Here is a 24,620-nt window from a genome sequence, read left to right as displayed (position 1 = left end):
TTAGGAGTGATGAAAGATGAGTAAATTTAATCGTGAAGAAATACTAGATTTGTACAAAGACTTACGAGTAACCGACGTACGTGATGGGATGGACTGGGTAGGGCTACATGGTTATGGCACCGTAGATCATCATATTCGTCCACTATTCCGTACAAAAGTAGTAGGGATAGCTAGGACCGCCCGTTATTTACCTTTTGAAGGGCCTGTCCCAAACGTGACGGGGGACGAATATACGAAGTGGGTGAAATGGTATTACAGTGAAGTTTGTACAGATGAGTGGGCAAACGATATCGAAGAAGGGGATTTCATCGTCATGGATGTAGCTGGAACAGATGTAGGGATATTAGGTTCCAATAATACCTTAGACCATCTCCATAAAGGGGTAGTAGGTTACCTTACAAATGGTGGAGGGATCCGTGATACCGATGAAGTAATCATGCAAAGGATTCCCGTATGGTCAAGGTTTGTCTCGCAAGGAATGGATCAGACGCGAATCCGTTATTATGAGAAAGATGTTCCCGTCGCTATTGGTGGTGTGGCTGTTTATCCTAATGATGTCATCGTAGCAGATGGGGATGGGGTAGTAGTGGTACCAAGTAAATATGCCAAGGAAGTTGCCAAATATGCTCATCAGGAATTAACCGGGGATAAAGCAGGACGTAAAAAGTTGTATGAGAAACTTGGCTGGGAATTAGACGATACGGTTCAATAGTAATCTAATAGGTGGGGGGATAATTATGAAAAAGGTAGGATTTATTGGGTTAGGAGCTATGGGATTACCAATGGCGCAAAATTTACTAAAACAAGGGTTTGAACTACAGGTTGCTCAACATGTAAATCCCGACCCTGTAATAGTTCTCCAAAAACAAGGCGCACAAGTTCATTCTAATTTAGTAGAAGTAATACGAAGCAGCGAGGTTGTTATTTCGATTCTGCCAACAGATCAAGAGTTAAATGAAGTTTTACTTTCAGAGGAAATAATAGCAGCCTTTCAGGAAAATGCTATTTTAATAGAAATGACCTCTGGATCGCCTGATGCCATCAAAAATTTGGATAGAGTCTATCGCAAAAATGGGATTCGAATACTAGATGCTCCTGTTAGCGGGGGAACCTCTGGTGCAGAAAATGGAACATTAACCGCGATGGTGGGAGGTGATCCATTTACACTAAATGAAGTAGAGGAAGTAATAGGTGCCATGGCGAAGAATGTCTATTCTGTTGGTGATGTAAGTACTGGTAAAGCAATCAAAGCGATCAATCAAATGCTAGCAGGCATTCATATGATTGCAACATCTGAAGCTATTAGCCTAGCAAAAGAACTAGATGTAGATACTGCCATACTGAAGGAAGTAATTGGGGATAGCTCTGGTCAGTCATGGATGTTAATGAATAAACTTGATTCCATTGTAAATCAACAATTTGATCCTGGTTTTAAGTTGAAATTAATGAAAAAGGATGTACAAATAGCAGTAGATGAAGGCAGAACATCGGTATTACCAATAGCATCCCTTGCTTTACAATTGTATAAATTAGCAGAAAAGGAAGATGGAGAATTAGATTTCGCAGCAATAAGTAAAAACCTTATTCATTAGAATGTGTTTGATCTGTGTCGTTTACTGATAGCTTGGCTAAGTTTGTGGATCAATTTTTTCTATTTATTTGTATTGTTTGGCTAATGTATTGAAAAAGGGGAGATCAAACAATGAAGAAAAGTTTATGGTTGTTCATCATGATAACATTTACCTTTTTATTACTATTAGGTTGTTCTAGTAATAATGAGGAAGCAGATAAAGGTGAATCAGATGACGATAGTACGAAGTCTGGTGAGCAAATTGAGATAAGTTTTTCCTGGTGGGGAGATACAGGCCGTCATGAAAAATACAATGAAATCATTGATTTATTCGAAGAAGCGTATCCTAATATAAAAGTAGATAGACAATTTGGAGGCTGGGAAGATTACTGGGATCGGTTAACTACACAAGTTTCGGGAGGGAATGCTCCAGATGTTGTTAGTATGCACCAATTTTATGTATCAGATTATGCTAGGAGAGGTGCACTGCATGTACTGAATGATAAGGTGGAAAATGGAGAACTAGATTTATCAGATTTTCCAGAGGCTGCTCTAGATAGTGGGAAAGTTGGGGAAGATATTGTTATGGTTGCCAAAGGAATTACCATGCCTGGTTTTGTGTATAATACAGCAGTCTTTGATGACTTAGGAATTGACTATCCTGAATCTGATTGGACTTGGGATGACTTTGTCGATAAGGCCTATGAAATTAAAGAAGCAATGGGCGGAGATGGATGGGCTGTGGAGGATGGAAGTGGTGGCCAGCTACAACCATTGTTTCGATATTTTGCACGGCAAAGTGGTCAAGATCTCTTTACTGAGGATGGAAAATTAGGCTTTGATGAACAAGTATTAACAGATTGGTGGACAATGTGGGATCAAATGAGACAAGATGGTGTGATACCAGATGCCGCTACTAGCAATGAGTATGAGGGGTTGCCATTAGAAGCGAATATGTTCGCCACAAAAAAAGTAGCGTTACTTGGATTACCAGCCAACCAGATGTATCTATATGAAGAACAGATGGCAGAAGGTGAAATTAATATAGTACGTCATCCACATATTGAAGGTGGTCCAAATGGTGAATATATCGAAGGAGCCTATCTCAGTATTACAGAAGACTCCCCTCATAAAGATGCCGCTGCCAAATTTATTGAGTTTTTTGTCAGTAATGATGAAGCTATAAAAATATTCAAAACGGAACAAGGTCCTCCAGCAGGTACAAAGGCTTCTAATTTAGTGTTGGAAGAACTTACCCTACCAGAGCAAAGAGCAGTGGAATATATTCAAACTACTGTGGAATTAGCTGAACCTGCTGCTTATGCTCCAGAAGGGGTAAATCAAGTGGAAACCCTATTTTCCGACAATGCAGAAGCAATTGCTTTCGGTCAAAAATCGGTAGAACAGGCAGTGGCAGACTTCTTGAATGAGGCAAGAAGTATATTGGAACAATAGCCAAGTTTAACAGTTAAAGATCAGATTCAATTATGCTAAAAAATCTCTTTATTCTTAATTGAATCTGATTTTTTATAACACGTTAAATGTTGAGATTCTGGGGATAAGGAGTATTCGCTATGGGAAAATTCAAATTATTTTGGAAGAATAATGGGATAGGCTACCTATTTCTAACTCCTTGGATAATAGGTATTTTAACATTAACTGCAATTCCGATGGGGGCATCCCTTTACTTTTCATTTACTAGTTATGACATGTTTAATGCTCCTACTTGGATTGGTCTTGAAAATTATGAGGCGCTTTTCTCAGATCCGAAGTGGTTGCAAAGTGTAAAAGTCACCTTTATTTATGTGTTAATAGGCGTCCCTTTACAGTTGGCCTTTGCCTTATTTATAGCGGTATTGTTAAATAAGGGAATTGGTGGCTTGAGAATATATCGGGCCGTTTACTATGTCCCATCATTATTTGGTGGCAGTGTAGCTATTGCCATTCTGTGGAGACAAATATTTGGAGGCAATGGCTTAGTGAATAATATTCTAGATAAGTTCGGATTGGGGGGCATTAACTGGATATCTACTCCAGATACTGCACTTTACACTTTGATTATATTAATGGTTTGGCAATTTGGAGCATCTATGGTGATTTTTTTAGCGGGACTGAAGCAAGTACCAATCGAGCTTTATGAGTCAGCAAAGATTGACGGCGCGGGGCCATTAAAGCAATTTTTTATGATAACTCTGCCTTTGATTACTCCGGTTGTCTTTTTCAACTTAGTAATGGGGATTATTGGAGCATTCCAAGCATTCACTCCTGCCTATATTGTCTCAGGTGGAACTGGTGGTCCTCTAAATTCAACTTTATTCTATACATTATACCTTTATCAAAAAGGGTTTACTCAATTTGCGATGGGATATGCTTCAGCAATGGCTTGGATTTTACTAATTGTTATTGCACTTGCAACTGCTATTGTTTTTGCTACATCGAAAAAGTGGGTCTATTATCAAGGCTAGAGGTGATAAAAATGGAAAGTAGTTCCAGAGTAGTACTGAAGTCTAAGCAATCCAAACATAAGAGGGAGATAAAGAAAATTGTTATCCATAGTTTTATTATCATTTTAGGGATAGTGATGCTTTATCCATTGTTTTGGATGGTTAGCAGTTCCTTTAAGCAACCTTCAGATATTTTTAATTCTGTATCATTTTTTCCGTCAGAATGGACAATGGATAATTACACACAGGGCTGGAAAGGTGTGTCTGGATATACATTTGGATTATTTTTTGGCAACACGCTGTTGATTGTGGTATTAGCGATTATTGGTAATGTGATGGCTTGTTCCATGGCAGCATATGCTTTTGCCAAATTGAAGTTTAAATTTAAATCTATCCTATTTGCATTGATGCTGATGACTCTTATGCTACCATTCCATGTTACTGTCATCCCGCAATACATCGTGTTTAATCATTTAGACTGGATCAATACGTATTATCCACTGGTATTACCGAAATTCTTTGCAGTGGAAGGGTTTTTTGTCTTTTTAATGGTTCAATTTATACGAGGGATTCCAAATGAATTGGTACAAGCAGCAGAGATAGATGGATGTGGAAAGATTAAGACATATTGGTATCTAATTTTACCATTGTCTATTCCCGCTCTTGTAACTACAATGATTTTTACTTTTATATGGACATGGAATGATTTCTTCGGTCAGTTGTTATACATTAGCGACATCAAATTATATACGGTGGCCCTGGGACTTAGAATGTTCTTGGATTCCGCTGGAGAGAGTGCCTGGGGGCCAATGTTCGCTATGTCTACTTTATCGTTAATTCCTTTATTCGGTGTATTTATATTTTTTCAGAAGTATTTAATCGAAGGAATCACTACAGGCGGTTTAAAGGGATAATTTAGGAGATATGTATTTATTATGATATGATAAGTGCATGGAATTGGAAAATAATGAATAAATGGGAAATTGGTGATAGCTGTGAGGGTGACAATAGCTGATGTTGCTGAAAAAGCCGGAGTGTCCAAAACAACAGTTTCGCGGATCTTAAATGGTAATCTTGATCATAATACCCCTGAAACTATTAAAACAGTATTAAAAGTAGTAGAAGAGTTAGAGTATCGACCTAATGCGTTAGCAAAAGGGTTAAAGTCAATGAAAACGAATGTAATTGGCATTGTTTTGTCTAATTTTCGAAACGAATTTTGGTTTAAAGTACTAGAAGGTGTTGAGGATACTTGTAAAGAGCAAGGTTATAACCTCATGATATGTAACTCTGATGGTGATCCAAAACTTGAAGAGCAATATATTAAAGAATTTCAGATGAGGCAGGTTGATGGAATAGTTATTAACCCAACCGTTAGAAATCAATCCCTATATGAAAAATTAGTAGCAAATAAGTATCCCATGGTCGTCATCAATAGAAAAATACCTAGCATCCATGCAAACAATGTCGTTGTTGATAATATTAAAGGTGGTTTTATGGCAGTCAATCACTTGTTGGAAAATGGTCGAAAGCATATATTGGCAATTACTTTTAAACATGAAAATATTAGTACCTGGCAGGAAAGAATAGAGGGTTATCAAGAAGCACTTACTTCTCATGGTTTGACGGAAAACTTTTATTATATTTTAGAAATTACAAGTCTTAGAAAAGCAAACCAACAAATAAAAAAATATTTAGTAGATCATGCCATGATAGATGGGGTATTTTCCACTAACAATATGTTAACGCTTGAATTGATAGAGGCATTAAAAAAATTAGATAAAAAAGTGCCTGAAGATATTGGTATTGTAGGCTACGATGATACGATATGGGCGAAACATATTAATCCTCCTTTAACTACTATTAGGCAACCTTCATATGATATAGGAAAAGAATCAGCAAAGCTTCTCATTAATGAAATTAAATCTAAGGAATCTCCCACTATTAAAGATATTATCTTTCAACCAGAGCTTGTAGTAAGAGAATCTTCACAAGAAATTAAAATGATAGACTAACTTTATCTAGAATAAAATTGTGTTAGAGAAGCTATGATTCAATCATCTTGCAATCCCCTATCATTCTTCTTACTCTGTTATCTTATTAGAAGAATGCTAAAATAGAGACGAAGCATAAGATAATAAATGGTTGGTCGTCAGTTATATTTGTACGGAAATAAGCGAAAAACAAAAAGATAGAGATGGATCTAAATGATCTATCTTCTATCTTTTTTTGATTGATAAGAATGGGTGATGAAATCGTAAAGCTATGGGCAGAAATAAAGGAAATTAAACGGAATAAATCTATTTAAAAAGAGTCTGTGATTTTTTGAAAAAATTGTAAGGGTTAGTCTCTCTCCTTACGTATCTCGTACAGGCTTCTTTTTTGTACTTTGTGGAAATATGGAAATATCTACTTAGACCAATGAAGGGTTTGATTCTCGAAGTTGTTCAAGTAAAGATGCTGCTTTATCGGTACGTTCCCAAGGAAGAACAATATCTGTACGACCAAAGTGACCATAGGCTGCGGTTTGTCTATAAATTGGACGAAGTAGGTCTAACATTTTAATGATACCTACTGGACGAAGGTCAAAGTTACTTCTGATTAAATTAACAAGGATATCCTCACTTATTTTACCAGTTCCAAAAGTATCGACCATAATGGATACAGGTTGTGCTACCCCAATTGCATATGCTAGCTGGACTTCTGCTTTTTCTGCTAAACCTGCAGCTATGATGTTTTTTGCAACATAGCGGGCCGCATAAGCCGCGGAACGGTCAACTTTTGTAGGATCCTTACCTGAAAATGCACCACCGCCATGGCGAGCATATCCACCATATGTATCGACGATAATTTTACGACCGGTCAAACCGGCATCCCCTTGAGGTCCACCTACAACAAAGCGGCCAGTCGGATTAATAAAATATTTTGTTTCGTTATCTAATAATTCTTTCGGTATGACAGGTTGAATAACTTGTTCGTTAATGTCACGTTTAATTTTCTCTAGTGAAACTTCAGGATCATGCTGGGTTGAAATAACAATCGTGTCGACTCTGACAGGATGGTTATTTATATCATATTCTACAGTAACTTGCGTTTTGCCATCTGGACGAAGGTAAGGAAGAGCTTCTTTTTTACGAACTTCTGTTAAACGACGAGATAATTGATGTGCTAAAGATATGGAAATTGGCATAAGCTCTTCCGTTTCGTTACAAGCAAAACCAAACATTAGACCTTGATCGCCAGCACCGATTGCTTCGATTTCCTCATTGCTCATTTTGCCTTCTCGAGCTTCCAATGAGTTATCTACACCCATAGCAATATCGGATGATTGTTCATCAATAGAGGTTAATACAGCACAAGTATCGGCATCAAAACCGTATTTCGCACGAGTATATCCAATTTCTTTCACCGTTTTACGAACAATTTTAGGAATATCAACGTAAATAGACGTTGTAATTTCCCCAGTGACTAAAATAAGCCCTGTTGTAACAGAAGTTTCTGCTGCAACACGTGCATTTGGATCTTTCGTTAGAATGGCATCTAAAATAGCGTCTGAAATTTGGTCGCAAATTTTATCTGGATGTCCTTCAGTAACTGATTCAGAAGTAAAGAAACGACGATTTGTTAACATCTGTCATCCTCCTCATAAAGAGATATAGTTAATTAAATAAAAAAAGTTATTTGAAATAGCAATACAATGAAAGGTTAGTTATTGATAAACATTAGATTTGATAGGGTTGTCGATGGATTTCGATATATTTTCTTCTTGTAATACCTCCTTTGCTTTTATTAAAGCTCTTTCTGTCGATTGGTTTATTACTTAATAAACTATAAACCATAGCACATCCCAACACACTCAACATTACTATTTTCTTCTTTTTCATAGATTATCTCTCCTTCATTGTATATGAAAGCTTATTAAGCTTTTCAGTGAACAACTAAGTATTCCAAATTAACTTAATAGAAAAAACACATTCTATAGGCAATTGAATGTGTTTTGGATATAGTGATATATTATGCACTTTTTTTGATCTAAGTAATTCAAAGGAGAATAAGGAAAATTTCTATATAAAGCCAAACCTCATAAAAACATGGTTTCGCCTATTCATGTACAAATCTATTAGAACCAGTACACTACAAAATAAAATATAACAACATATCTTAACTAAAGTGCCGAAACAACTTTAGTTTTATCCATGTTTTCTATATATTAACATTATTTTACTTAAATTGCACCTTTTTTTGATAAATTAATAGTTTAATATATTTTTTTAAATGTTATTTTAAGAAAAAGTTAAATGCCATAAATTCTCTTGACTAATAATTAATGGATGTTATAATAATTTTTGTAATAAACTATAATCATTTTTAGCGGTCTAATCGATGTTTCGGCACGTTAGATAAAGCTAGAATGTACATATTTGCAAATTGCAAAGTGCAGTTATAGATAACATAATATTAAAGCATCTGTGAACAAACTGATAGCTGGTATGACGGTTCCACTTCCGCCTTCAGGTAGGTCTTAAAAAAGAGGGGGAGTGAGTGGACTAGTATTCAGTTTGCCATTTTTACTGTTCATCTCTGCACTATTTTTCCCCGTAGAGAATTTCCACTGTTTCTCGACGGGCAGTAATGCATTGTTAAATAATTGCACTAGGTCTCCCCAATATAATTGGAGGGGGCTTTTTTAGTATTAGTAAAACGATAATTAAGCTCCTTTCCATTGCGACTGTGGAACATGTGCATATGAAAAATGCTAAATAGTAACTTTAGTAGTTCCGGTAATTTCCTATTTATCTTTTTATGAAGGTACTCCTTCTATTAGTCTATTTGAATAATTACATCCATAGTAGAGTGATGTCGAAAGTAAGGTGTGATGAAATCATGAAGGACCAAATTATTTTTATGTTTTCAGGACAAGGATCTCAATTTTTTCAAATGGGAAAGGAGCTGTATGAACAGGAATCAATTTTTAAAGAGAACTTGGATCAGTTGGATGCTACTTTTCAAAGGGCCACAGGGAATTCGGTAATAAAGTATATCTATGATGAACATCGATTGAAAAGCGATGAATTTAGTGATTTGTTCTACACGCAACCGGCTATTTTTATGATTGAAGTTGCTTTAGCTAATTTACTGATCAAAAAAGGAATACGTCCACATGCGGTAATAGGATCAAGCTTAGGGGAATATGCAGCTGGAGTAGTGGCCAATGTATTTCACCAAGAAGACGTCTTAAATAGTTTAATTGATCAAGTGCTTTTTATAAAGAAATTTAGTCAGCCAGGGGGAATGATTGCGATCCTAGCTTCTCCAAGTCTTTATGAAGAGGTACCTCTTCTTCATCATCATTCCTATCTCGCTGCGATTAACAATGAATCTCATTTTGTAATCGCTTCCAATTTGGAGGGGGTAAAAAAGATAGAGCAATATCTTCGTACAAAAGAAATTACTTTTCTTAGGCTACCTGTAACCTTTCCGTTCCATTCTAGTTACATTGATGTGGCTGGTAAGGCTATCCAAAATCGCTTGTCGGAATTACATTATCAGACACCAACTATCCCATTCTATTCCTCTGTGACTGGATATAGGAAGGAAAATATGAATGCTACCTATTTTTGGGAAGTGCTAAGAGAACCAATTCGATTTACTAGTGCTTTAACAGAAGTGGTGGATCATGATGGGGCGATCTTAATAGATTTAGGTCCATCGGGTACTCTAGCTAATCTAGCAAAAGCTCAATTTAAGCAACAAAATGATCTATCCATTTTTAGTATTCTTTCACCATACGCGGATAATGTCAAAGCGTTGGAAAGTGTATATTCCAAATTGTCAATTCATGATGTAGGGAAAAGTAGTAAACAAAAAATCCAAGGAGTTCATGGAGGGAGAAGTTAGAGTGAGAGGTAAAATTATAAAGTTGGCTTTCCCAATTTTTATTGAAAGTGCATTAGTGATGGTAGATGGCCTTATACATATTATTTGGGTCGGCCATTTGATAGGAAGCCAGGCTGTCGCAGCTGTAGGGGCATGCTTTCCTATCGTTTTAGCAATGTCCGCAATTGCTAATGGAGCAGCCAAATTAACTTCAAAGCCAATGTTACAAGGTTTTCAAAAAAAGATAGATCGAGATAATAACCAAAAACAAATTAATGTGTCATGGACCTTTTCAGTTTTAAGCGTGTTGTTGGTGACCATAGGGGTATTTTTAGCTGCTCGAGGGATTCTTACCATATTGGGGACTCCTGGAAGCGTTATGGAGCTAGCTACAGGATACTTACGGATTATGGCATTAGGGTTCACGATTATGTATTTCTCATTTTTAATTACATCCTTATTGAAAGATGTAGGGTATACCTTTGCGAGAATGCTCTTTATAGCGATTGCTACAGCTGGAAATTTACTATTAGTACCTATGTGGATCGTCGGGTTTGGGCCTTTCCCTGAGTTAGGATTGTATGGGGCTGTATTTGCTTCTTTTATTGTCTCAGTAGTGGCGTTTTTTATTTCATTGGGATATCTCTTGCGTAATTATAAGGGCCTATTCATTAAACCGACACAATGGAGATTAGATCGTGATATTCTATTCTCCTTATTACCTGTGAGTATGCCTGTTTTTATTCAACAATCTCTGTTAGCTTTAGGATACACGTGCATTATTATTTTTGTTAACCCTTTTGGAAGTGACGCAACTGCAGCGTTTTATGTTATTAGCCGAATTGATTCCATTGTCGCTTTACCGGCGATTGCGGTAATGATAGCTATAACAATTTTAACAAAGCAATTTGTACATGGGAAAAAAATGGAGGGAATCAAAAGCCTTTTTCGTGGAGGATTACTTGTTAATATTCCTTTTACGTTTTTAATTGCTCTATCCTGTTTTCTCTTCCCAGATTATATTATTAAAATCTTTATCACTACCCCATCAGTCGTCAATATTGGTGTAGATTATTTGAAAATCATTAGCTTAGGGTATCTCTTCTTTGCACTTTTATATGCTTGCAATGGCATTATTAATGGAGCTGGAAAAAGCGGAGTTACGCTATTATTTTCTTTAGTTTCTCTCATTGTTATAAGGGTACCAGTAGCTGCAATACTTACACAAGTGGGCTTGAATGTAACGGGTGTATGGTACGCTGTTTTAGCCAGCTTTATCGTACTAGCAGTAGGTAGTTGGTTATATTATCGATCAGGTAAATGGAAATGGGGAATAACAGAGATGAAAGAACACAAGGCTATGCCATCTTGAAATGGTTGTATTGTACGTCGATCTATTGCCATTAGGAAAGGAATAATACTATTTGAAGGAGTGAAAAGAAATGTCTGTAAATCCTACTAAAAGTTATAAGGGACCAGAAATGAACGGTTTTATAGGTAAGTGGTATGCTAAAAACACTAAGAAAAAAATCAAAAAATACACACAAGATGCAAATAAGGTATTAAAAGCCTTATCTGATGGAGATTCTGTGCTTGATCTTGCTCCTGGTCCTGGATATTTATCGATGGAACTGGCTAAATTAGGCGATTTTCAAATTACCGGATTGGATATTAGTGATAAGTTAGTGCAAATGGCAAAAAACAATGCTGATAAAGCAGGTTTGAATATTGATTTCCGTCATGGTGATGCAGCAAATATGCCATTTGATGATCAAAGCTTTCATTTAATCGTTTGTCGTGCCGCTTTTAAGAATTTTGCTCAACCAGTTAAATGTTTAAATGAAATGAGAAGGGTTTTAAAACCTGGAGGAAAAGTGGTCATTATCGATTTTAAAGGGGATGTGCCTAAAGCTGACATTAATAAATTTGTAACGAAAGATATGGGCTTCAAAGGATTGAATGCTATGATTATCAAGTGGATGTTTCGGAATGTAGTGATTAAGCAAGCCTATACGAAGGAGAAATTTCTGGGATTTGTTAAAGAGAGTGATTTCGAAACATGTGATTTACATGAGGGTCTTATTGGAATAGAGGCATGGTTTGAGAGATAACGTGATAGCTCCAAAAAATAGGATAGGAAGAGACAAATTGGCTAACTTCATACTCCTTTTTGCTACTATCCATCTATTCTATTAATGTAAAGCATATTTTATTGGTGAAAGGATGGCCTTGATGTACATCGAAAGCTTACCGATGCTGTGGACAACCCATCTCGTATTTAAAGAAGAGGAAGAACGAAATTTTCTATCGACTTGTTGCCTTTGCTATTCCAATTCTTATGATGATTACCTACAAACAAAAGTATTTCTTCATCCGAAGGAAATTGCCTATTTAGATAAATTGACGTTTAAAAATAGAATCAAAAGCTATTTAGCGGGCAGATATGCAGGTAAAAATGCTGTTTCTTTACTAAGTGGTGAAGAAAAGTTAAGTTCTATAGAAATTGAACCAGGTATTTTCCACCAACCGATTGTTCATGGATTAGAAACTCAAGTCACTATTTCCCATTGCGATGATTTAGGTATGGCATTAGCTTATGGTGATGTCTGCCCCCTAGGTGTGGATATTGAGAGAATTCAAACAGATAAAGAAGTAGTATTAGCTGGACAGATGACGGATGAAGAACATATGGTGATGAAATCACTACCTTTTTCTTCGGTTCATTCGCTCACACTTTTCTGGTCAGTCAAAGAAAGCTTGTCCAAAGTATTAAAAACGGGATTTACATCCCCAATTGATATTTTTTCGATCCGTACAGTAGAAGTAGCTCATCCAGTTATAACAAGTTATTTCAATTACTTTCCACAGTTTTGTACGACATCGTTTATCTTTTCATCCTATGTTTGTTCGATTACTCATCCTAAAGGGGTTCATTGGTCAAAGGACTCTATTTATCAATTATTATGTCAAGGTATTCCTATATTAGATGGGATTAATACATAACTTGATATGGTTCTACTCCATTCAATGGAGTTAGCAAAACAAAATGAAGGAGATGAGAGAATGACCGTTTATGTTTTTCCGGGGCAAGGGTCCCAGCAAAAGGGGATGGGTAAAGAATTATTTGCAGAGTTCTCCCGCTTAACGAAGCTTGCTGATGACATATTAGGGTATTCTATTCGAACAGTTTGTTTGGAAAACCCAGATGAGATTTTAGGACAAACTCAATACACACAACCAGCATTGTATACCGTTAATGCATTTCACTATCTTAAAAAGACTAGAGAAACAGATGAAAAGCCAAATTATGTGGCAGGTCATAGTCTTGGGGAGTATAATGCTCTTTTTGCGGCAGGGGTATTTGACTTCGAAACAGGTCTTAAGCTAGTTAAAAAAAGAGGAGAGTTGATGAGCCAATGCTACGGTGGTGGTATGGCTGCAGTTCTCGGTTTGAATGAACAACAAATTGCGGAAGTATTAGCATTAAACGGATTGGATCAATTGGATATTGCTAACTTCAACTCACCTACACAAATAGTTTTATCTGGTCCGAAGGAGGAGATAAAACAAGCACAGGGAATTTTCGAAAAAACGCCCAATGTGCAGATGTTTATCCCTTTAAAAACAAGTGGTGCTTTTCATTCTCGTTATATGCAACAAGTAAAATCGGAATTTTCCTCTTATTTAAATGAGTTTCACTTCTTTCCCCCAGCTATCCCTATCATATCCAATGTTGAGGCTAGGCCTTATGGGGAGAATATAAAAGCTAATCTTATTGCTCAAATTGATCATCCGGTGAAATGGACCGAAAGTATCCGTTATTTAATGGGGAAGGGAGAGATGGATTTTCTAGAGCTAGGTCCGGGTCATGTATTAACCAGTTTAATTGGTCAAATTAAAAATAAATCAAAGCCTTTGACCGTAGAGGATAGGTTGACAAAGGATAAAGAAGCTATGGGAAGAAGGACTGAACAAAAGGTTCCACCTTCCGATTCACCTCCTCGGTTATGCTTGACGGCCTCTTCCTTAGGAAGTGATAGTTTTAAGAGGGATTACAACCTTAAGTATGCGTACTTAACTGGTGGGATGTACCGAGGCATTTCTTCTACCGATTTAGTGGTGAAAGTAGGAAAAGCAGGAATGATGGGCTTTTTTGGTAGTGGTGGATTAAAACCAGTGGAAATTGAACAAGCGATTATCACTATCCAAAAGGGATTAAATCAAGGGGAAGCATATGGTATTAATCTAGTTCATCAGTTTAATCATCCCCAAAGGGAAGAAGAAATCGTCCATCTACTATTAAAATATAACGTGACAGTTATGGAGGCATCCGCTTTTCTCGGTATAACACCTGCCTTAATTATCTATCGAGCTAAAGGATTAAAGCCTTCTTCAGATAATTCCATTCGATGTCATCATCGGATTATTGCTAAAGTCTCGAGGCCGGAAGTCGCTGAGGCTTTTTTAAGTCCTCCACCTGAACGTCTACTCAATAAGCTACAGATGGAAGGGAAAATTACTTCCCAGGAGGCCAAATGGCTTCGACAAATTCCAATGGCAGATGACCTTACCGTTGAAGCTGATTCCGGTGGGCATACAGATGCTGGAGTGGCCTATGCATTACTTCCGACCATTATTCGGTTGCGAGATCGCCTTCAAACAAAATACGCTTATAATAGAGAGATTCGTATTGGGGCAGCAGGTGGGATTGGAACACCTGAAGCAGCAGCAGCGGCCTTTACCCTCGGTGCTGCATATATTCTAACAGGTTCCATTAATCAATGTACCGTCGAAGCGAATACTAGTGATTCTGCAAAAAATTTGTTGCAACAAATGAATGTACAGGATACGGAATATGCACCTGCTGGTGATCTTTTTGAACTGGGTGCCAAAATTCAAGTCTTGAAAAAAGGAGTATTTTTCCCTGCTCGTGCCAATAAGCTTTGGGAATTGTACCGTCATTATGAGTCGTGGGAATCTATAGATAAGCATGTGCGGGAGCATATTGAAGAAATATATTTTAAGTGCAAATACGAAGAGGTTTATGCAAAAATTAGAGACCACTACACGACAGAAGATTTGCAGAAGTTCGAAAAAAACCCTAAACAAAAAATGGCTGCAATATTTAAATGGTATTTCCATTATACCAATCAATTGACACTAAACGATCAGCAGGAATCTAAAGTAGATTTTCAGATTCATTGCGGACCTGCTTTAGGGTCCTTTAATGAATGGGTCAAAGGAACCGATTTAGAAAATTGGCATAACCGTCATGTGGATCATATTGGAAAATATTTAATGGATGAGACGGCGCAGCTACTAACCGAACGTTTTCAACAGCTTTTGGCTGTAAAAGAATCAGGATCACTACAAACGGTTACTATCTAAGGAGGAAATAATATGAGTAAAGAAGACATTTTTTCTATATTAGTACAGCATACACGTGAAATTGTACCAGAACTTGAACAACATCATTTTGAGTGGGAAGACAGGTTGGCGGATTTAGGTGCCAATTCTGTTGATCGAGCGGAAATTATTATGATGACATTAGAAGCACTTTCCTTACAAATTCCTAGTATTGAGTTGTCAGAAGCGAGAAATCTCGGAGGTTTGGCTGAAATCCTTTTCGAAAAAAGCAACAAGAATGCTTTATAAACAATATTCTCTGAAAATGACTTATCAATTTTTTATTAATTACTCTTATTTAATTGTGGAGCCAAACTCTAGAAATGCTATTGTGATTGATCCGGCATGGGAATTAGAAAAAATAACCAAGTTACTGAAAAAAAATAATGCTAAACTTCGAGCGATTCTTTTGACTCATTCTCATTACGACCATACGAATCTGGTGCCAACATTAAGTGAAGCTATGCAACCGGATGTATTTTTGTCGCAAAAGGAGATTAATGCTTCCGGTTTTCGATGTGAGCGACTGCACGCTATCAACGATAACGACTCTCTTTCATTGGGAGGATTATCGTTTCGTTGTCTATTAACCCCGGGCCATACAACGGGTAGCATGTGTTTTTACCTAGGAAACAGCCTTTTTACAGGAGATACCCTGTTTACAGAAGGCTGTGGTGTCTGCATAAGGCCTGGAGGTTCACCGGAAGCCATGTATTCTAGCATTCAACGATTGAAAAGAGAAATAAAAAATGATGTTTGTATCTTTCCCGGACACTCATTTGGGATGCCACCGGGACAAACGATGGAGCATCTTCGTAAGAATAATATTTATCTTCAACTAAATCGTGAGCATTTTATTAAATTTCGTATGCGAAAAAATCAACTAGGTTTATTTGATTTTCAATAGAAGGGAAAGGACCATATGGGAGAAATAGAAGTCATTCAAACTACCTCCTCGGAGTGGAATGAAACACCACCACTCCTTTTTGTTCATGGGGCAAATCATGCTGCCTGGTGCTGGAAGGAATATTTCCTTCCTTTTTTCCAAGCTCATGGTTTCCAGTCCTATGCCATGAGCTTTCGGGGACATGGCCAAAGTGATGGGTATGAAAAACTACATACCTATACAATGGATGATTATGTAGAAGATGCCTACCGTGTATTACAAACCTTTGAACAAAAACCTATTATTATTGGTCATTCCATGGGAGGAGCAGTCGTACAAAAAATCATGCATCAGCATCCGGATAGGATGGATTCAGCTGTTTTACTGGCTTCGATTCCGCCTGGAGGAATGCTGAAGGATTTAATACGGCTGTTGTTCAAGCACCCTAAGAAATTTTTTCAACTACAACTATATAATCAGGGCAAAACCACCAACTTTCCAGTGGATTTATTTTTATATGACGAAAAGCCTGCCGAAAAATACGACTTAAACCAGAAGCTTCAACCGGAATCAATAAAAGCTAGCAGTGATTGCCTAAAACGAGTAGTACCTAAGAATACAATAGCCCAAGTTCCCCTTTTAGTGCTAGGAACGGATGAGGATGCTATGATCTCAAAAAAGACCACTCATTCGATTGGGCGATTTTACCGAACAGAACCGATAATCTTTTCTGAAATGGGCCATGACATGATGTTGGGTTCTCGTTGGCAAGAGGTTGCGGAACATATCCTTGCTTTTACTATAAAAAGGAGGACTGAATGGAAAAATGAGGCGTAATCAAGGAACGGAACATTCGATTAAAGAGAAATTAATTGAAAAGTTTATTCAAGTGGTTGGTACAGATCAGCCTTTGGATCTCAATAAAAGTTTTCTAGAGCTAGGTATGAATTCCATTATGGCAGTAGACTTTGTTGAAGCGGTAAATGATAGTCTAGATTTAGAATTAGGGGTTGAAGTAATCTTTGATTTTCGTGGTATTCCTGAGCTAGCTGAACATATAGAAAAGCAATACTTTATAGAAGAAAAAAGCGCCACCTCTGTGAATGCTATAAGTGAAGACTCATCTACGGATATTGCAATTATCGGAATAGCTGGTAAGTTTGCAGACTCTGAAAATATTGAGGAGTTGTGGACACATCTTAAAGCAGGAGATTGTTGTGTGAAAGAAATTCAACGCCCTGGATGGGATGAAAAGGTGTACTTCACAACACAGGCGAACCAAAAAAATCGCTCAGTCAGTAAATGGGGCGGAATGTTATCGCATATTGATCAATTTGATGCAGACTTTTTTGATATTTCCACAGAGGAAGCAGAAAGGATGGATCCACAACAGCGCATATGTTTGGAGGAAACCTATAAGGCTTTTGAGGATGCTGATTACCCTGCTGAAAAACTGGCTGGAAAAAAGGTTGGCGTATTTATTGGAGGAAGAACATCTGACTACAGGTCAAAATTAAAGGATGAGATGGATACATACACCTTTTGGGGGAATGAGATGTCAATGCTTGCATCTCGCATTTCGTATTTCTTTAATTTTAAGGGTCCTTGTCTGACAGTGGACACAGCTTGTTCTTCCTCTTTGGTTGCCATTCATTTAGCTTGTGATAGTATTTGCAAGGGTGAATCGGAAATGGCACTAGCTGGTGGAGTTTTTATTGCAAGTACGCCTGAATTTTTTAAGATGTCTTCTCAGGCTGGTTTATTATCACCGGAGGGGCAATGTAAAGCGTTTGATCCAGAGGCCAATGGAATGGTTTTGGGAGAAGGTGCAGGCATGGCTGTGCTAAAAAGGCTAGATGCTGCAGTTCGAGATCAGGACCATATCTATGGGGTTATTAAGGGATCTGTTATTAATCAAGCTGGTAAAACTAATGGAATGACAGCACCAAGTGTTGCTTCCCAAAAGCAATTAATTAAAGAAGTCTATACTAAATCACAGATTAACCCTGAAACGATAGGCTATATTGAAGCACATGGTACTGGTACCGTATTGGGTGATCGAATGGAGCTAAAGGCTTTTTCCGAAGTGTTTGAAGAATTTACAGATAAAACTCAATATTGTGTTATCGGATCTCATAAACCTAACATTGGCCATGCTACACTGGCAGCTGGTATGGCTGGATTATTTAAAATTCTGATGGCAATGAAAAATCAAGTTTTACCTCCAAACCGTTTAATAGAACTAGATCAAGAGGATCCATTAAGAAACAGTCCTTTTGTGTTTAATACTACATTGGCTCCATGGAAAGCTTCTTCAGGTACACCTTTAAGGGCAGGGTTAAATGCGTTGGGCTCCAATGGGACCAATGCTCATATAATTATTGAAGAATGGGTAGACCAATCACCGCAATCAATATCATCCATCCCTAAGCCATATTATCTATTTTTATTATCTGCTAAAAACATAGAAGCTTTACGTCAAAAGCTAGTCGATCTTGCTTTCTGGATAAAGAGTGAAGGCGAGCATTACTCTGCTGAAGAAGTAGCTTATACCTTATCGGTGGCACGAAGTCATTATGATGTTCGTTGTACCTTTATTGCTAGTAATTTGACGGAACTTAGGCAACAACTGTTTAAAGTGATAGAAGCGGGGCTTGAGGAAGACGAGACGTGGTGTCATCGGGTTACTACTTATCAATCAGATCTCGAACGGATAAATTATGGACAACAGTTAATTCATACTTTGTCTAATCAAACGATATTACATATGGATCGATATCAGGATTATGTTGTGAAATTATCCGAGTTGTATGTACAAGGCCATCCTATGGATTGGACAGGCTTATATCAAAAAAATAGAAAGGTACCGCTTCCTCCTTATCCATTTTGTAGAACGAGTTATTGGGTACAAGAGAAGGATGCAACTACTGATCAAGAACCTACAAATCTATCATCATTTGGTCTTCAAATGGAGGATATGGAAGAACTACTTACGAAATTATTGTTACGGCAATTACAGTCTCTTGGCATTTTAAATGATCAAAAGTTGACATTAGAGGATATGCAAAAGAAACTGGGGTTGCAATCAATTTATGCTAAATGGTTGAAACGCAGTCTCCAGTTTTTAATGGATAATCACTGTGTATTTTGTGATGAGTCCAATCGCTATAGTGTGAACCCTGCTTTTACGCAGAAAATGGATGATTGGGAGGATTGGGAAAGGAAAAAACAGTATTGGTTGACTAATCAAGATGCTAAGGCACAGACGATTTTGGTAGAACATACCCTTCGTTCCTTACCACGGATTTTGACTGGTGAGATACTGGCAACAGATATTATGTTTCCTAATTCCTCCATGGAACTGGTGGAAGGAATATACCAAAATAATGACATTGCTGATTATTTTAATAATATTCTTGCTCAGAAAGTCGTTGAATATATACAGGAGCTTTTACATCAGGATCCGAATGCGCGTATAAGGATCATTGAAATCGGAGCAGGTACAGGGGCCACAAGTTCCTCTGTGTTGAAAAATTTAGAGCCCTATAGGGACAATGTAGAAGAATATTGCTATACCGACATTTCCAAAGCTTTTCTTGTTTATGCGGAAAAAAGGTTTAAAGAAGCTTATCCTTTTGTCAATTATGCCGTATACAATGTAGAGGCTGAAGCTTTGGAGCAAGGCATTCGAATTGATACATATGATATTGCCATTGCGACCAATGTGTTTCATGCCACAAAAGAGATTGCGCAATCTTTGCAACAGGTTAAAGCGGTATTAAAGAAGGATGGTATGCTGATTTTAAATGAGCTTAGTGAAAACTCTCTTTTTCTACACTTGACCTTTGGTCTTTTGGAAGGCTGGTGGTTATTCCAAGACGATACATTGCGCCTATCTGGTGGTCCAGCTATATCTGCAAATGGATGGAAGGAAGTATTGAAGCAAGAAGGCTTTAAACAGGTTCAATTTCCTGTAGCAGAAGACCATGAAAAAGGTCAACAGATTATTATGGGTTTAAGTGATGGCCAACTGCGCCAAGTAGCCATGCTAAAACAACCTTTTAAACAAGGGGAGCAAAAACAACCAGCTGTCACCACCGTAAAGAATGATCACATTGCGAGGGCATTGAAAGACTGGATGGCAGAACATTTATCACATGCCTTATCAACTGATGCTCAAAACATTAATTTTGGGGCAGCATTTCGCGATTACGGTGTTGATTCAATTAGTGGAATTAACCTCATTCAAACAATTAACAGCACCTTTTCACTTGAGTTAGGAACAACCATACTTTTTGACTTTACGACCATTGATCAATTAACGGATTTTCTTTTGACTCATTACAATGAAGCTATTACTACTTCTTTTGGACAGGAGACGCCATCATCTATGGAAGAAACCTCTTCAGAACAAGTGGTAGGAGCAAAAGAAGAGAAGAGAAGCTATAAAGAACGTGGGTCAGATGTTGAAAAGAAAGGCCAGATAGCTATTGTAGGGATAAGTGGCAGGTTTGCTAATTCTGAAAATGTGCATGAATTATGGGAGCATTTATCTAAGGGAACTAATTTGGTTGATCATACAACTCGCTGGAGGGAGCAAAATGATAAAGATGAAACTTTAAAGAGGTGGGAAATAGGTAGCTTTATTGAGAATATTGATCAGTTTGACCCCTTCTTCTTTAATATTTCAGGCGTAGAAGCAAACCATATGGACCCTCAGCAACGTCTATTTTTAATGGCATGTTGGCAAGCCCTAGAGGATGCTGGCTATGCTGGAAAAAGTATACAAGGTCGGTCGTGTGGTGTATATGTAGGAGGTAGTGAGGGTGATTATCACCATCTAATGCATAATTACCCCTCCAATGAGGTACCCCAAGCCTTTTGGGGGAATCTAGGTTCTGTCATTCCAGCTCGGATTGCCTATTATCTGAATCTACAGGGTCCAGCTATTGCGATAGACACAGCTTGTTCCAGTTCATTGGTAGCGATGCATGTGGCCTGTCAAGGATTATGGACGGGTGAAATAGAGATGGCATTAGCTGGTGGAGTATCTATACGCTGCACACCTGAGTTATATAAAGCAGAACATCAGGCTGGAATGTTATCTCCTTCAGGACAATGCTATACGTTTGATGATCGAGCCAATGGATTTGTTCCTGGTGAAGGAGTTGGTGTAGTCTTACTGAAACGATTAGAAGATGCCCTTGCTAATGGTGACCACATTTATGGTGTCATCCGGGGTTCTGGTATAAATCAAGACGGTACAACTAATGGTATTACAGCACCCAGCCTTCGTTCCCAGGTTCAGTTAGAGCAGAATATTTATAAACAATTTGGTATCAACCCGAAGGATATTCAGATGGTAGAGGCACATGGAACGGGAACAAAATTGGGGGATCCAATTGAATATCAAGCGTTGACACAGGCATTTAAACACTACACAGATAAGAAGTCCTACTGTGCTATAGGCTCGATTAAAACCAATATTGGTCATACGCAAATGGCTGCAGGAATTGCTGGTGTTATTAAGGTTCTTTTGGCCTTAAAACATCGCAAAATCCCCCCTTCACTACACTTTGATCAAGGAAATAGCAATATTGAATTTAAAGATAGTCCTTTTTATGTCAATACTGAATTAAAGGAGTGGGAAGTTAAATCAGGTGCTAAACGCTGTGCCGCAGTAAGCTCATTTGGAGTGAGTGGCACGAATGCTCATATGGTGATTGAAGAGGCACCAGAAGTAGTCCGCAATCATCCGGATATGCTTGGTTATTTATTAGTTTTGTCGGCTCGATCTGAGGAGGCTTTGCAAAAGCAAGCTCAACAACTGATTGATTATAGTAAGAGCAATACAGAGGATGTTGGGAATATTTGCTACACCTTAATGGTAGGTCGAAAGCATTTTAATCATCGTTTAGCCTGTGTAGTACGTAATCAGCAGGATATGGTTGCTCAATTAGCACAATGGCTTGAGCGAAAATCTACTTCTTCTATATTTACTCATGTTATATATGAAAGGGAACAGAGGGAACTGCCGGCATTAAAGAAATTTGGTAACCATTGTATTGCTCAGTGCAAAATTAATAAGGAAGACTATATGGACAACCTTTCTACCGTGGCCGATTTATATGTTCAGGGATATGAATTAGATTATCCTGCTCTGTTTACGGAAGGTCAATATGGTCGGGTGCCCCTGCCTACGTATCCGTTTTCGCCAGATCGGTATTGGGTACCACAACCAGAGGAAGTTACGGCTCCTACGAAGGAAGCCTCTTTTGCGTCCGATTCCTCCCAGACTCCAGTAGCGGAAGCGATGGGAAAATCGGCGGAGGAAACCCGGTTAATGACATTTGCGGAAAACTGGCAACAACAAGAGCTACCGGATGAGCGATGGGCCCCACCGAAGGTGTGGGTCTGTTTTCTATCCGATCCTAGCTATCAATCATTATGGCGTACAGGCCTTCAAACCCGTTATCCTGGGACAGAGGTCATTTTTATTGCCCAAGGATCGAAAGCTTCTCGGGAAAATGCCTATTCTTACCAGCTCCCTCGAGAGGATGGAGCGGCTTACCGCCAAACCCTTCAGCGCATAGCGGCTGACTGGGGGACGGGCTTTGCTTTACTCTATCTGTGGCCATTGGAGGAACCGCACTTCCTTAGCGATTATAGGCCCCTTTTCCACCTATTCCAGGCAACGCAGGAAGCGAAGCCAGCCCGTTTTGTCTGGGCAGGGGAGTGGACGAGTCCACTGGAACGCAGCTATCTCGAATCTTGGATGGGCTGGGAGCGATCCCTGGGTCTCCTGTTCCCTCAGATGGAGGTCGCAGGAATCCTACAAAAAGCCACCTCCGAAGCGCTGGACATAACGAAGTGGCTGGATAGGCTCGCGGACGAGCTCGGAACCCCTGATCTAGAGAGTGTGCTCTATGACGGAGGGAAACGGCATGTTTGCCGAATAAAGTCGACGGATATCACGGAAGGGGAAGGGCAGATTCAAGAAGGTGGTACGTATCTTATCACCGGCGGTGGAGGGGGCTTAGGCCGTTCATTGGCGGCTAACCTCACTCGCTCGCGATCTGTCAATTTGGTGTTAACAGGACGGTCCCCGTTATCCGATTCCTTAGCGGCGGAGATCAAGCAATGGGAAGAAACAGGCAGCCAAGTGGTGTACTGTCAGGCGGATGTTTGTGATCGAGCGACAATGGAAGCGGTCCTTGCAGAGGCTAAGAATCGATTCGGAGGAATCGACGGGGTCATTCATACGGCGGGGGTAGCGAGTACAGCGCCTCTTTTGGCAAAGTCTGCGGCTGATTTTGCACATGTGTTAGCTCCGAAGGTGCAAGGGGTCCAGGTCTTGGATGAGGTTTTCGCCTCGGAATCCCTTGATTTTGTCTGTTATTTTTCCTCCTCCTCGGCAATTTTGGGAGATATGGGGGCAGGAGATTATGCGATCGCTAACCGTTTCCTCCTGGCCTATGCTGATCAAAGGCAAGCAATATACCCTGGGAAGACGCTCGTGATCCATTGGCCTCTATGGAAAGAAGGGGGAATGGGGCTAGGAGACGAGGAACAGACCCATCTCTATCTCGCTTCTAGTGGCCAACGAGCCTTGGAAACAGAGGAAGGATTCGCTCTTTTTGAGCGCTTACTCGGTCAGTCCTCCACTCAGCATTTGGTTCTGGCTGGTCAACCGGAGCGAGTCTACCGATTTCTAGGGATAGACCAGCCGGAGACAGTGGAGCCATTACCGAAGCAACCTGATGTCTTGGATGTGCCAGCCGGGCAAGGAAGGCGCGAAGAAATGAAGGGGTTAAGTGTCCCCCAATGTGTAGAGTGGGATTTAAAGGAAATCGCCTCCCAGCTATTACAAATCCCGCGGCACCAATTGCAGGTAGAGAGTAACCTGGCGGACTTTGGCTTTGATTCGATTACCTTAGCCACCTTTGCCGAACAATTGACCGATCATTATCAGGTGGAGATTACCCCGGCTCTCTTTTTTGGCTACCCTACGTTAGGGAAGTTGACGGACTATTATATGACGGAACACAAAGAAGCCATGGCCGACTTTTACAGGGAAGGGACGACAAGGGAAAAGCCATCCTTGCATTTATCAACCGAGGACCAGCCAGCGCCGAAGGAATCGTCTCAGCCAGTCAGATCAGAAAAGCTAGAGGAACGAAAATCTCCATCCGCTCCTCAGGTGCCAGCGGCACCGACCCAGCCAGATACGGAACCTATTGCCGTGATAGGGATGAGTGGCCGATTTCCTGGGGCACGAAATATTGCGCAACTGTGGGAGCATCTGGTCCAAGGAGAAGAGCAGGTTCAACCAACGACCCGTTGGTCGGAAGAGGGGGAACCATGGCGCCTCGGCATGGTGCCAGGCGTACGGGAATTTGATCCCACATTTTTTGGGATTTCTCCACGGGAAGCGCAG

General features: G+C 39.1%; 17 protein-coding genes. 15 read left to right on the top strand and 2 right to left on the bottom strand.

Annotation, left to right across the window (positions count from 1 at the left end; genetic code table 11):
• Positions 1-16: 16 nt before the first annotated feature.
• The 6 genes from DLJ74_RS15740 (at position 17) to DLJ74_RS15715 (ending at position 6,029) form a co-directional block, all read left to right on the top strand.
• Positions 17-712: an RraA family protein gene (locus DLJ74_RS15740; RefSeq protein ID WP_109985174.1), complete on the top strand. Its 696-nt coding sequence runs from the start codon at positions 17-19 to the stop codon at positions 710-712.
• A gap of 25 nt (positions 713-737) precedes the next feature.
• Positions 738-1,592: an NAD(P)-dependent oxidoreductase gene (locus DLJ74_RS15735; RefSeq protein ID WP_109985173.1), complete on the top strand. Its 855-nt coding sequence runs from the start codon at positions 738-740 to the stop codon at positions 1,590-1,592.
• A gap of 110 nt (positions 1,593-1,702) precedes the next feature.
• Complete coding sequence (locus DLJ74_RS15730; RefSeq protein ID WP_109985172.1) at positions 1,703-3,025, top strand: ABC transporter substrate-binding protein; 1,323 nt, start codon at positions 1,703-1,705, stop codon at positions 3,023-3,025.
• Positions 3,026-3,144: 119 nt separating this feature from the next.
• A complete protein-coding gene (locus tag DLJ74_RS15725) occupies positions 3,145-4,035 on the top strand; it encodes a carbohydrate ABC transporter permease (RefSeq protein ID WP_109985171.1) in 891 nt (296 codons plus the stop codon).
• Between the two features lie 11 nt (positions 4,036-4,046).
• Entirely contained in the window at positions 4,047-4,928 is an 882-nt protein-coding gene (locus DLJ74_RS15720) for a carbohydrate ABC transporter permease (protein ID WP_109985170.1), read from the top strand.
• Between the two features lie 81 nt (positions 4,929-5,009).
• Positions 5,010-6,029, top strand: a complete 1,020-nt coding sequence (locus DLJ74_RS15715; RefSeq protein ID WP_054861651.1) for a LacI family DNA-binding transcriptional regulator — start codon at positions 5,010-5,012, stop codon at positions 6,027-6,029.
• A 398-nt stretch (positions 6,030-6,427) separates the two neighbouring features.
• Here DLJ74_RS15715 and metK read toward each other — a convergent pair whose 3' ends face one another.
• Together metK and DLJ74_RS20505 are read right to left on the bottom strand one after the other, a co-directional pair.
• Positions 6,428-7,645, bottom strand: a complete 1,218-nt coding sequence (metK, locus tag DLJ74_RS15710) for a methionine adenosyltransferase (protein WP_109985168.1) — start codon at positions 7,643-7,645, stop codon at positions 6,428-6,430.
• A 91-nt stretch (positions 7,646-7,736) separates the two neighbouring features.
• A complete protein-coding gene (locus DLJ74_RS20505) occupies positions 7,737-7,898 on the bottom strand; it encodes a hypothetical protein (RefSeq protein ID WP_181397608.1) in 162 nt (53 codons plus the stop codon).
• Positions 7,899-8,898: 1,000 nt separating this feature from the next.
• Here DLJ74_RS20505 and DLJ74_RS15705 point away from each other — a divergent pair.
• The 9 genes from DLJ74_RS15705 to DLJ74_RS15665 all read left to right on the top strand — a co-directional run.
• A complete protein-coding gene (locus DLJ74_RS15705; RefSeq protein ID WP_181397606.1) occupies positions 8,899-9,912 on the top strand; it encodes an acyltransferase domain-containing protein in 1,014 nt (337 codons plus the stop codon).
• A gap of 1 nt (position 9,913) precedes the next feature.
• Complete coding sequence (locus DLJ74_RS15700) at positions 9,914-11,263, top strand: MATE family efflux transporter (protein WP_181397603.1); 1,350 nt, start codon at positions 9,914-9,916, stop codon at positions 11,261-11,263.
• 70 nt (positions 11,264-11,333) lie between these two features.
• Positions 11,334-12,002: a class I SAM-dependent methyltransferase gene (locus DLJ74_RS15695; RefSeq protein WP_109985165.1), complete on the top strand. Its 669-nt coding sequence runs from the start codon at positions 11,334-11,336 to the stop codon at positions 12,000-12,002.
• 121 nt (positions 12,003-12,123) lie between these two features.
• On the top strand, positions 12,124-12,894 hold the full coding sequence (locus DLJ74_RS15690; protein ID WP_181397602.1) for a 4'-phosphopantetheinyl transferase superfamily protein: 771 nt from the start codon (positions 12,124-12,126) through the stop codon (positions 12,892-12,894).
• Between the two features lie 60 nt (positions 12,895-12,954).
• Positions 12,955-15,279, top strand: coding sequence for an ACP S-malonyltransferase (gene fabD, locus DLJ74_RS15685; RefSeq protein ID WP_109985163.1), 2,325 nt, complete (start codon positions 12,955-12,957; stop codon positions 15,277-15,279).
• 12 nt (positions 15,280-15,291) lie between these two features.
• Positions 15,292-15,546 (top strand): acyl carrier protein, encoded by a 255-nt coding sequence (locus DLJ74_RS15680; RefSeq protein ID WP_054861643.1) that lies wholly within the window; start codon positions 15,292-15,294, stop codon positions 15,544-15,546.
• A complete protein-coding gene (locus DLJ74_RS15675; protein WP_109985162.1) occupies positions 15,536-16,204 on the top strand; it encodes an MBL fold metallo-hydrolase in 669 nt (222 codons plus the stop codon). Before DLJ74_RS15680 ends, DLJ74_RS15675 begins: the two co-directional genes overlap by 11 nt.
• A gap of 15 nt (positions 16,205-16,219) precedes the next feature.
• Positions 16,220-17,020, top strand: a complete 801-nt coding sequence (locus DLJ74_RS15670) for an alpha/beta hydrolase (protein WP_109985161.1) — start codon at positions 16,220-16,222, stop codon at positions 17,018-17,020.
• Positions 17,010-24,620 (top strand): SDR family NAD(P)-dependent oxidoreductase (locus tag DLJ74_RS15665; protein WP_146202441.1); only part of this gene is annotated, 7,611 nt, incomplete at its 3' end. The genes DLJ74_RS15670 and DLJ74_RS15665, both read left to right, overlap by 11 nt.

Origin of the sequence: Gracilibacillus dipsosauri, assembly GCF_003176895.1 — a bacterium.
GTDB lineage: Bacteria > Bacillota > Bacilli > Bacillales > Amphibacillaceae > Gracilibacillus > Gracilibacillus dipsosauri.
Note: the sequence above shows the minus strand (reverse complement) of the source record. Positions and strands in the feature narration are given on the sequence as shown.

What these genes read in the sequence shown, in the direction of transcription:
- DLJ74_RS15735 (WP_109985173.1), top strand. Translation starts at nt 738, where the DNA reads ATGAAAAAGGTAGGATTTATTGGGTTAGGAGCTATGGGATTACCAATG.
- DLJ74_RS15695 (WP_109985165.1), top strand. Translation starts at nt 11,334, where the DNA reads ATGTCTGTAAATCCTACTAAAAGTTATAAGGGACCAGAAATGAACGGT.
- DLJ74_RS15730 (WP_109985172.1), top strand. Translation starts at nt 1,703, where the DNA reads ATGAAGAAAAGTTTATGGTTGTTCATCATGATAACATTTACCTTTTTA.
- DLJ74_RS15740 (WP_109985174.1), top strand. Translation starts at nt 17, where the DNA reads ATGAGTAAATTTAATCGTGAAGAAATACTAGATTTGTACAAAGACTTA.
- DLJ74_RS15680 (WP_054861643.1), top strand. Translation starts at nt 15,292, where the DNA reads ATGAGTAAAGAAGACATTTTTTCTATATTAGTACAGCATACACGTGAA.
- fabD (WP_109985163.1), top strand. Translation starts at nt 12,955, where the DNA reads ATGACCGTTTATGTTTTTCCGGGGCAAGGGTCCCAGCAAAAGGGGATG.
- DLJ74_RS15675 (WP_109985162.1), top strand. Translation starts at nt 15,536, where the DNA reads ATGCTTTATAAACAATATTCTCTGAAAATGACTTATCAATTTTTTATT.
- DLJ74_RS20505 (WP_181397608.1), bottom strand. Translation starts at nt 7,898, where the DNA reads ATGAAAAAGAAGAAAATAGTAATGTTGAGTGTGTTGGGATGTGCTATG.
- DLJ74_RS15725 (WP_109985171.1), top strand. Translation starts at nt 3,145, where the DNA reads ATGGGAAAATTCAAATTATTTTGGAAGAATAATGGGATAGGCTACCTA.
- DLJ74_RS15690 (WP_181397602.1), top strand. Translation starts at nt 12,124, where the DNA reads ATGTACATCGAAAGCTTACCGATGCTGTGGACAACCCATCTCGTATTT.
- metK (WP_109985168.1), bottom strand. Translation starts at nt 7,645, where the DNA reads ATGTTAACAAATCGTCGTTTCTTTACTTCTGAATCAGTTACTGAAGGA.
- DLJ74_RS15670 (WP_109985161.1), top strand. Translation starts at nt 16,220, where the DNA reads ATGGGAGAAATAGAAGTCATTCAAACTACCTCCTCGGAGTGGAATGAA.
- DLJ74_RS15705 (WP_181397606.1), top strand. Translation starts at nt 8,899, where the DNA reads ATGAAGGACCAAATTATTTTTATGTTTTCAGGACAAGGATCTCAATTT.
- DLJ74_RS15720 (WP_109985170.1), top strand. Translation starts at nt 4,047, where the DNA reads ATGGAAAGTAGTTCCAGAGTAGTACTGAAGTCTAAGCAATCCAAACAT.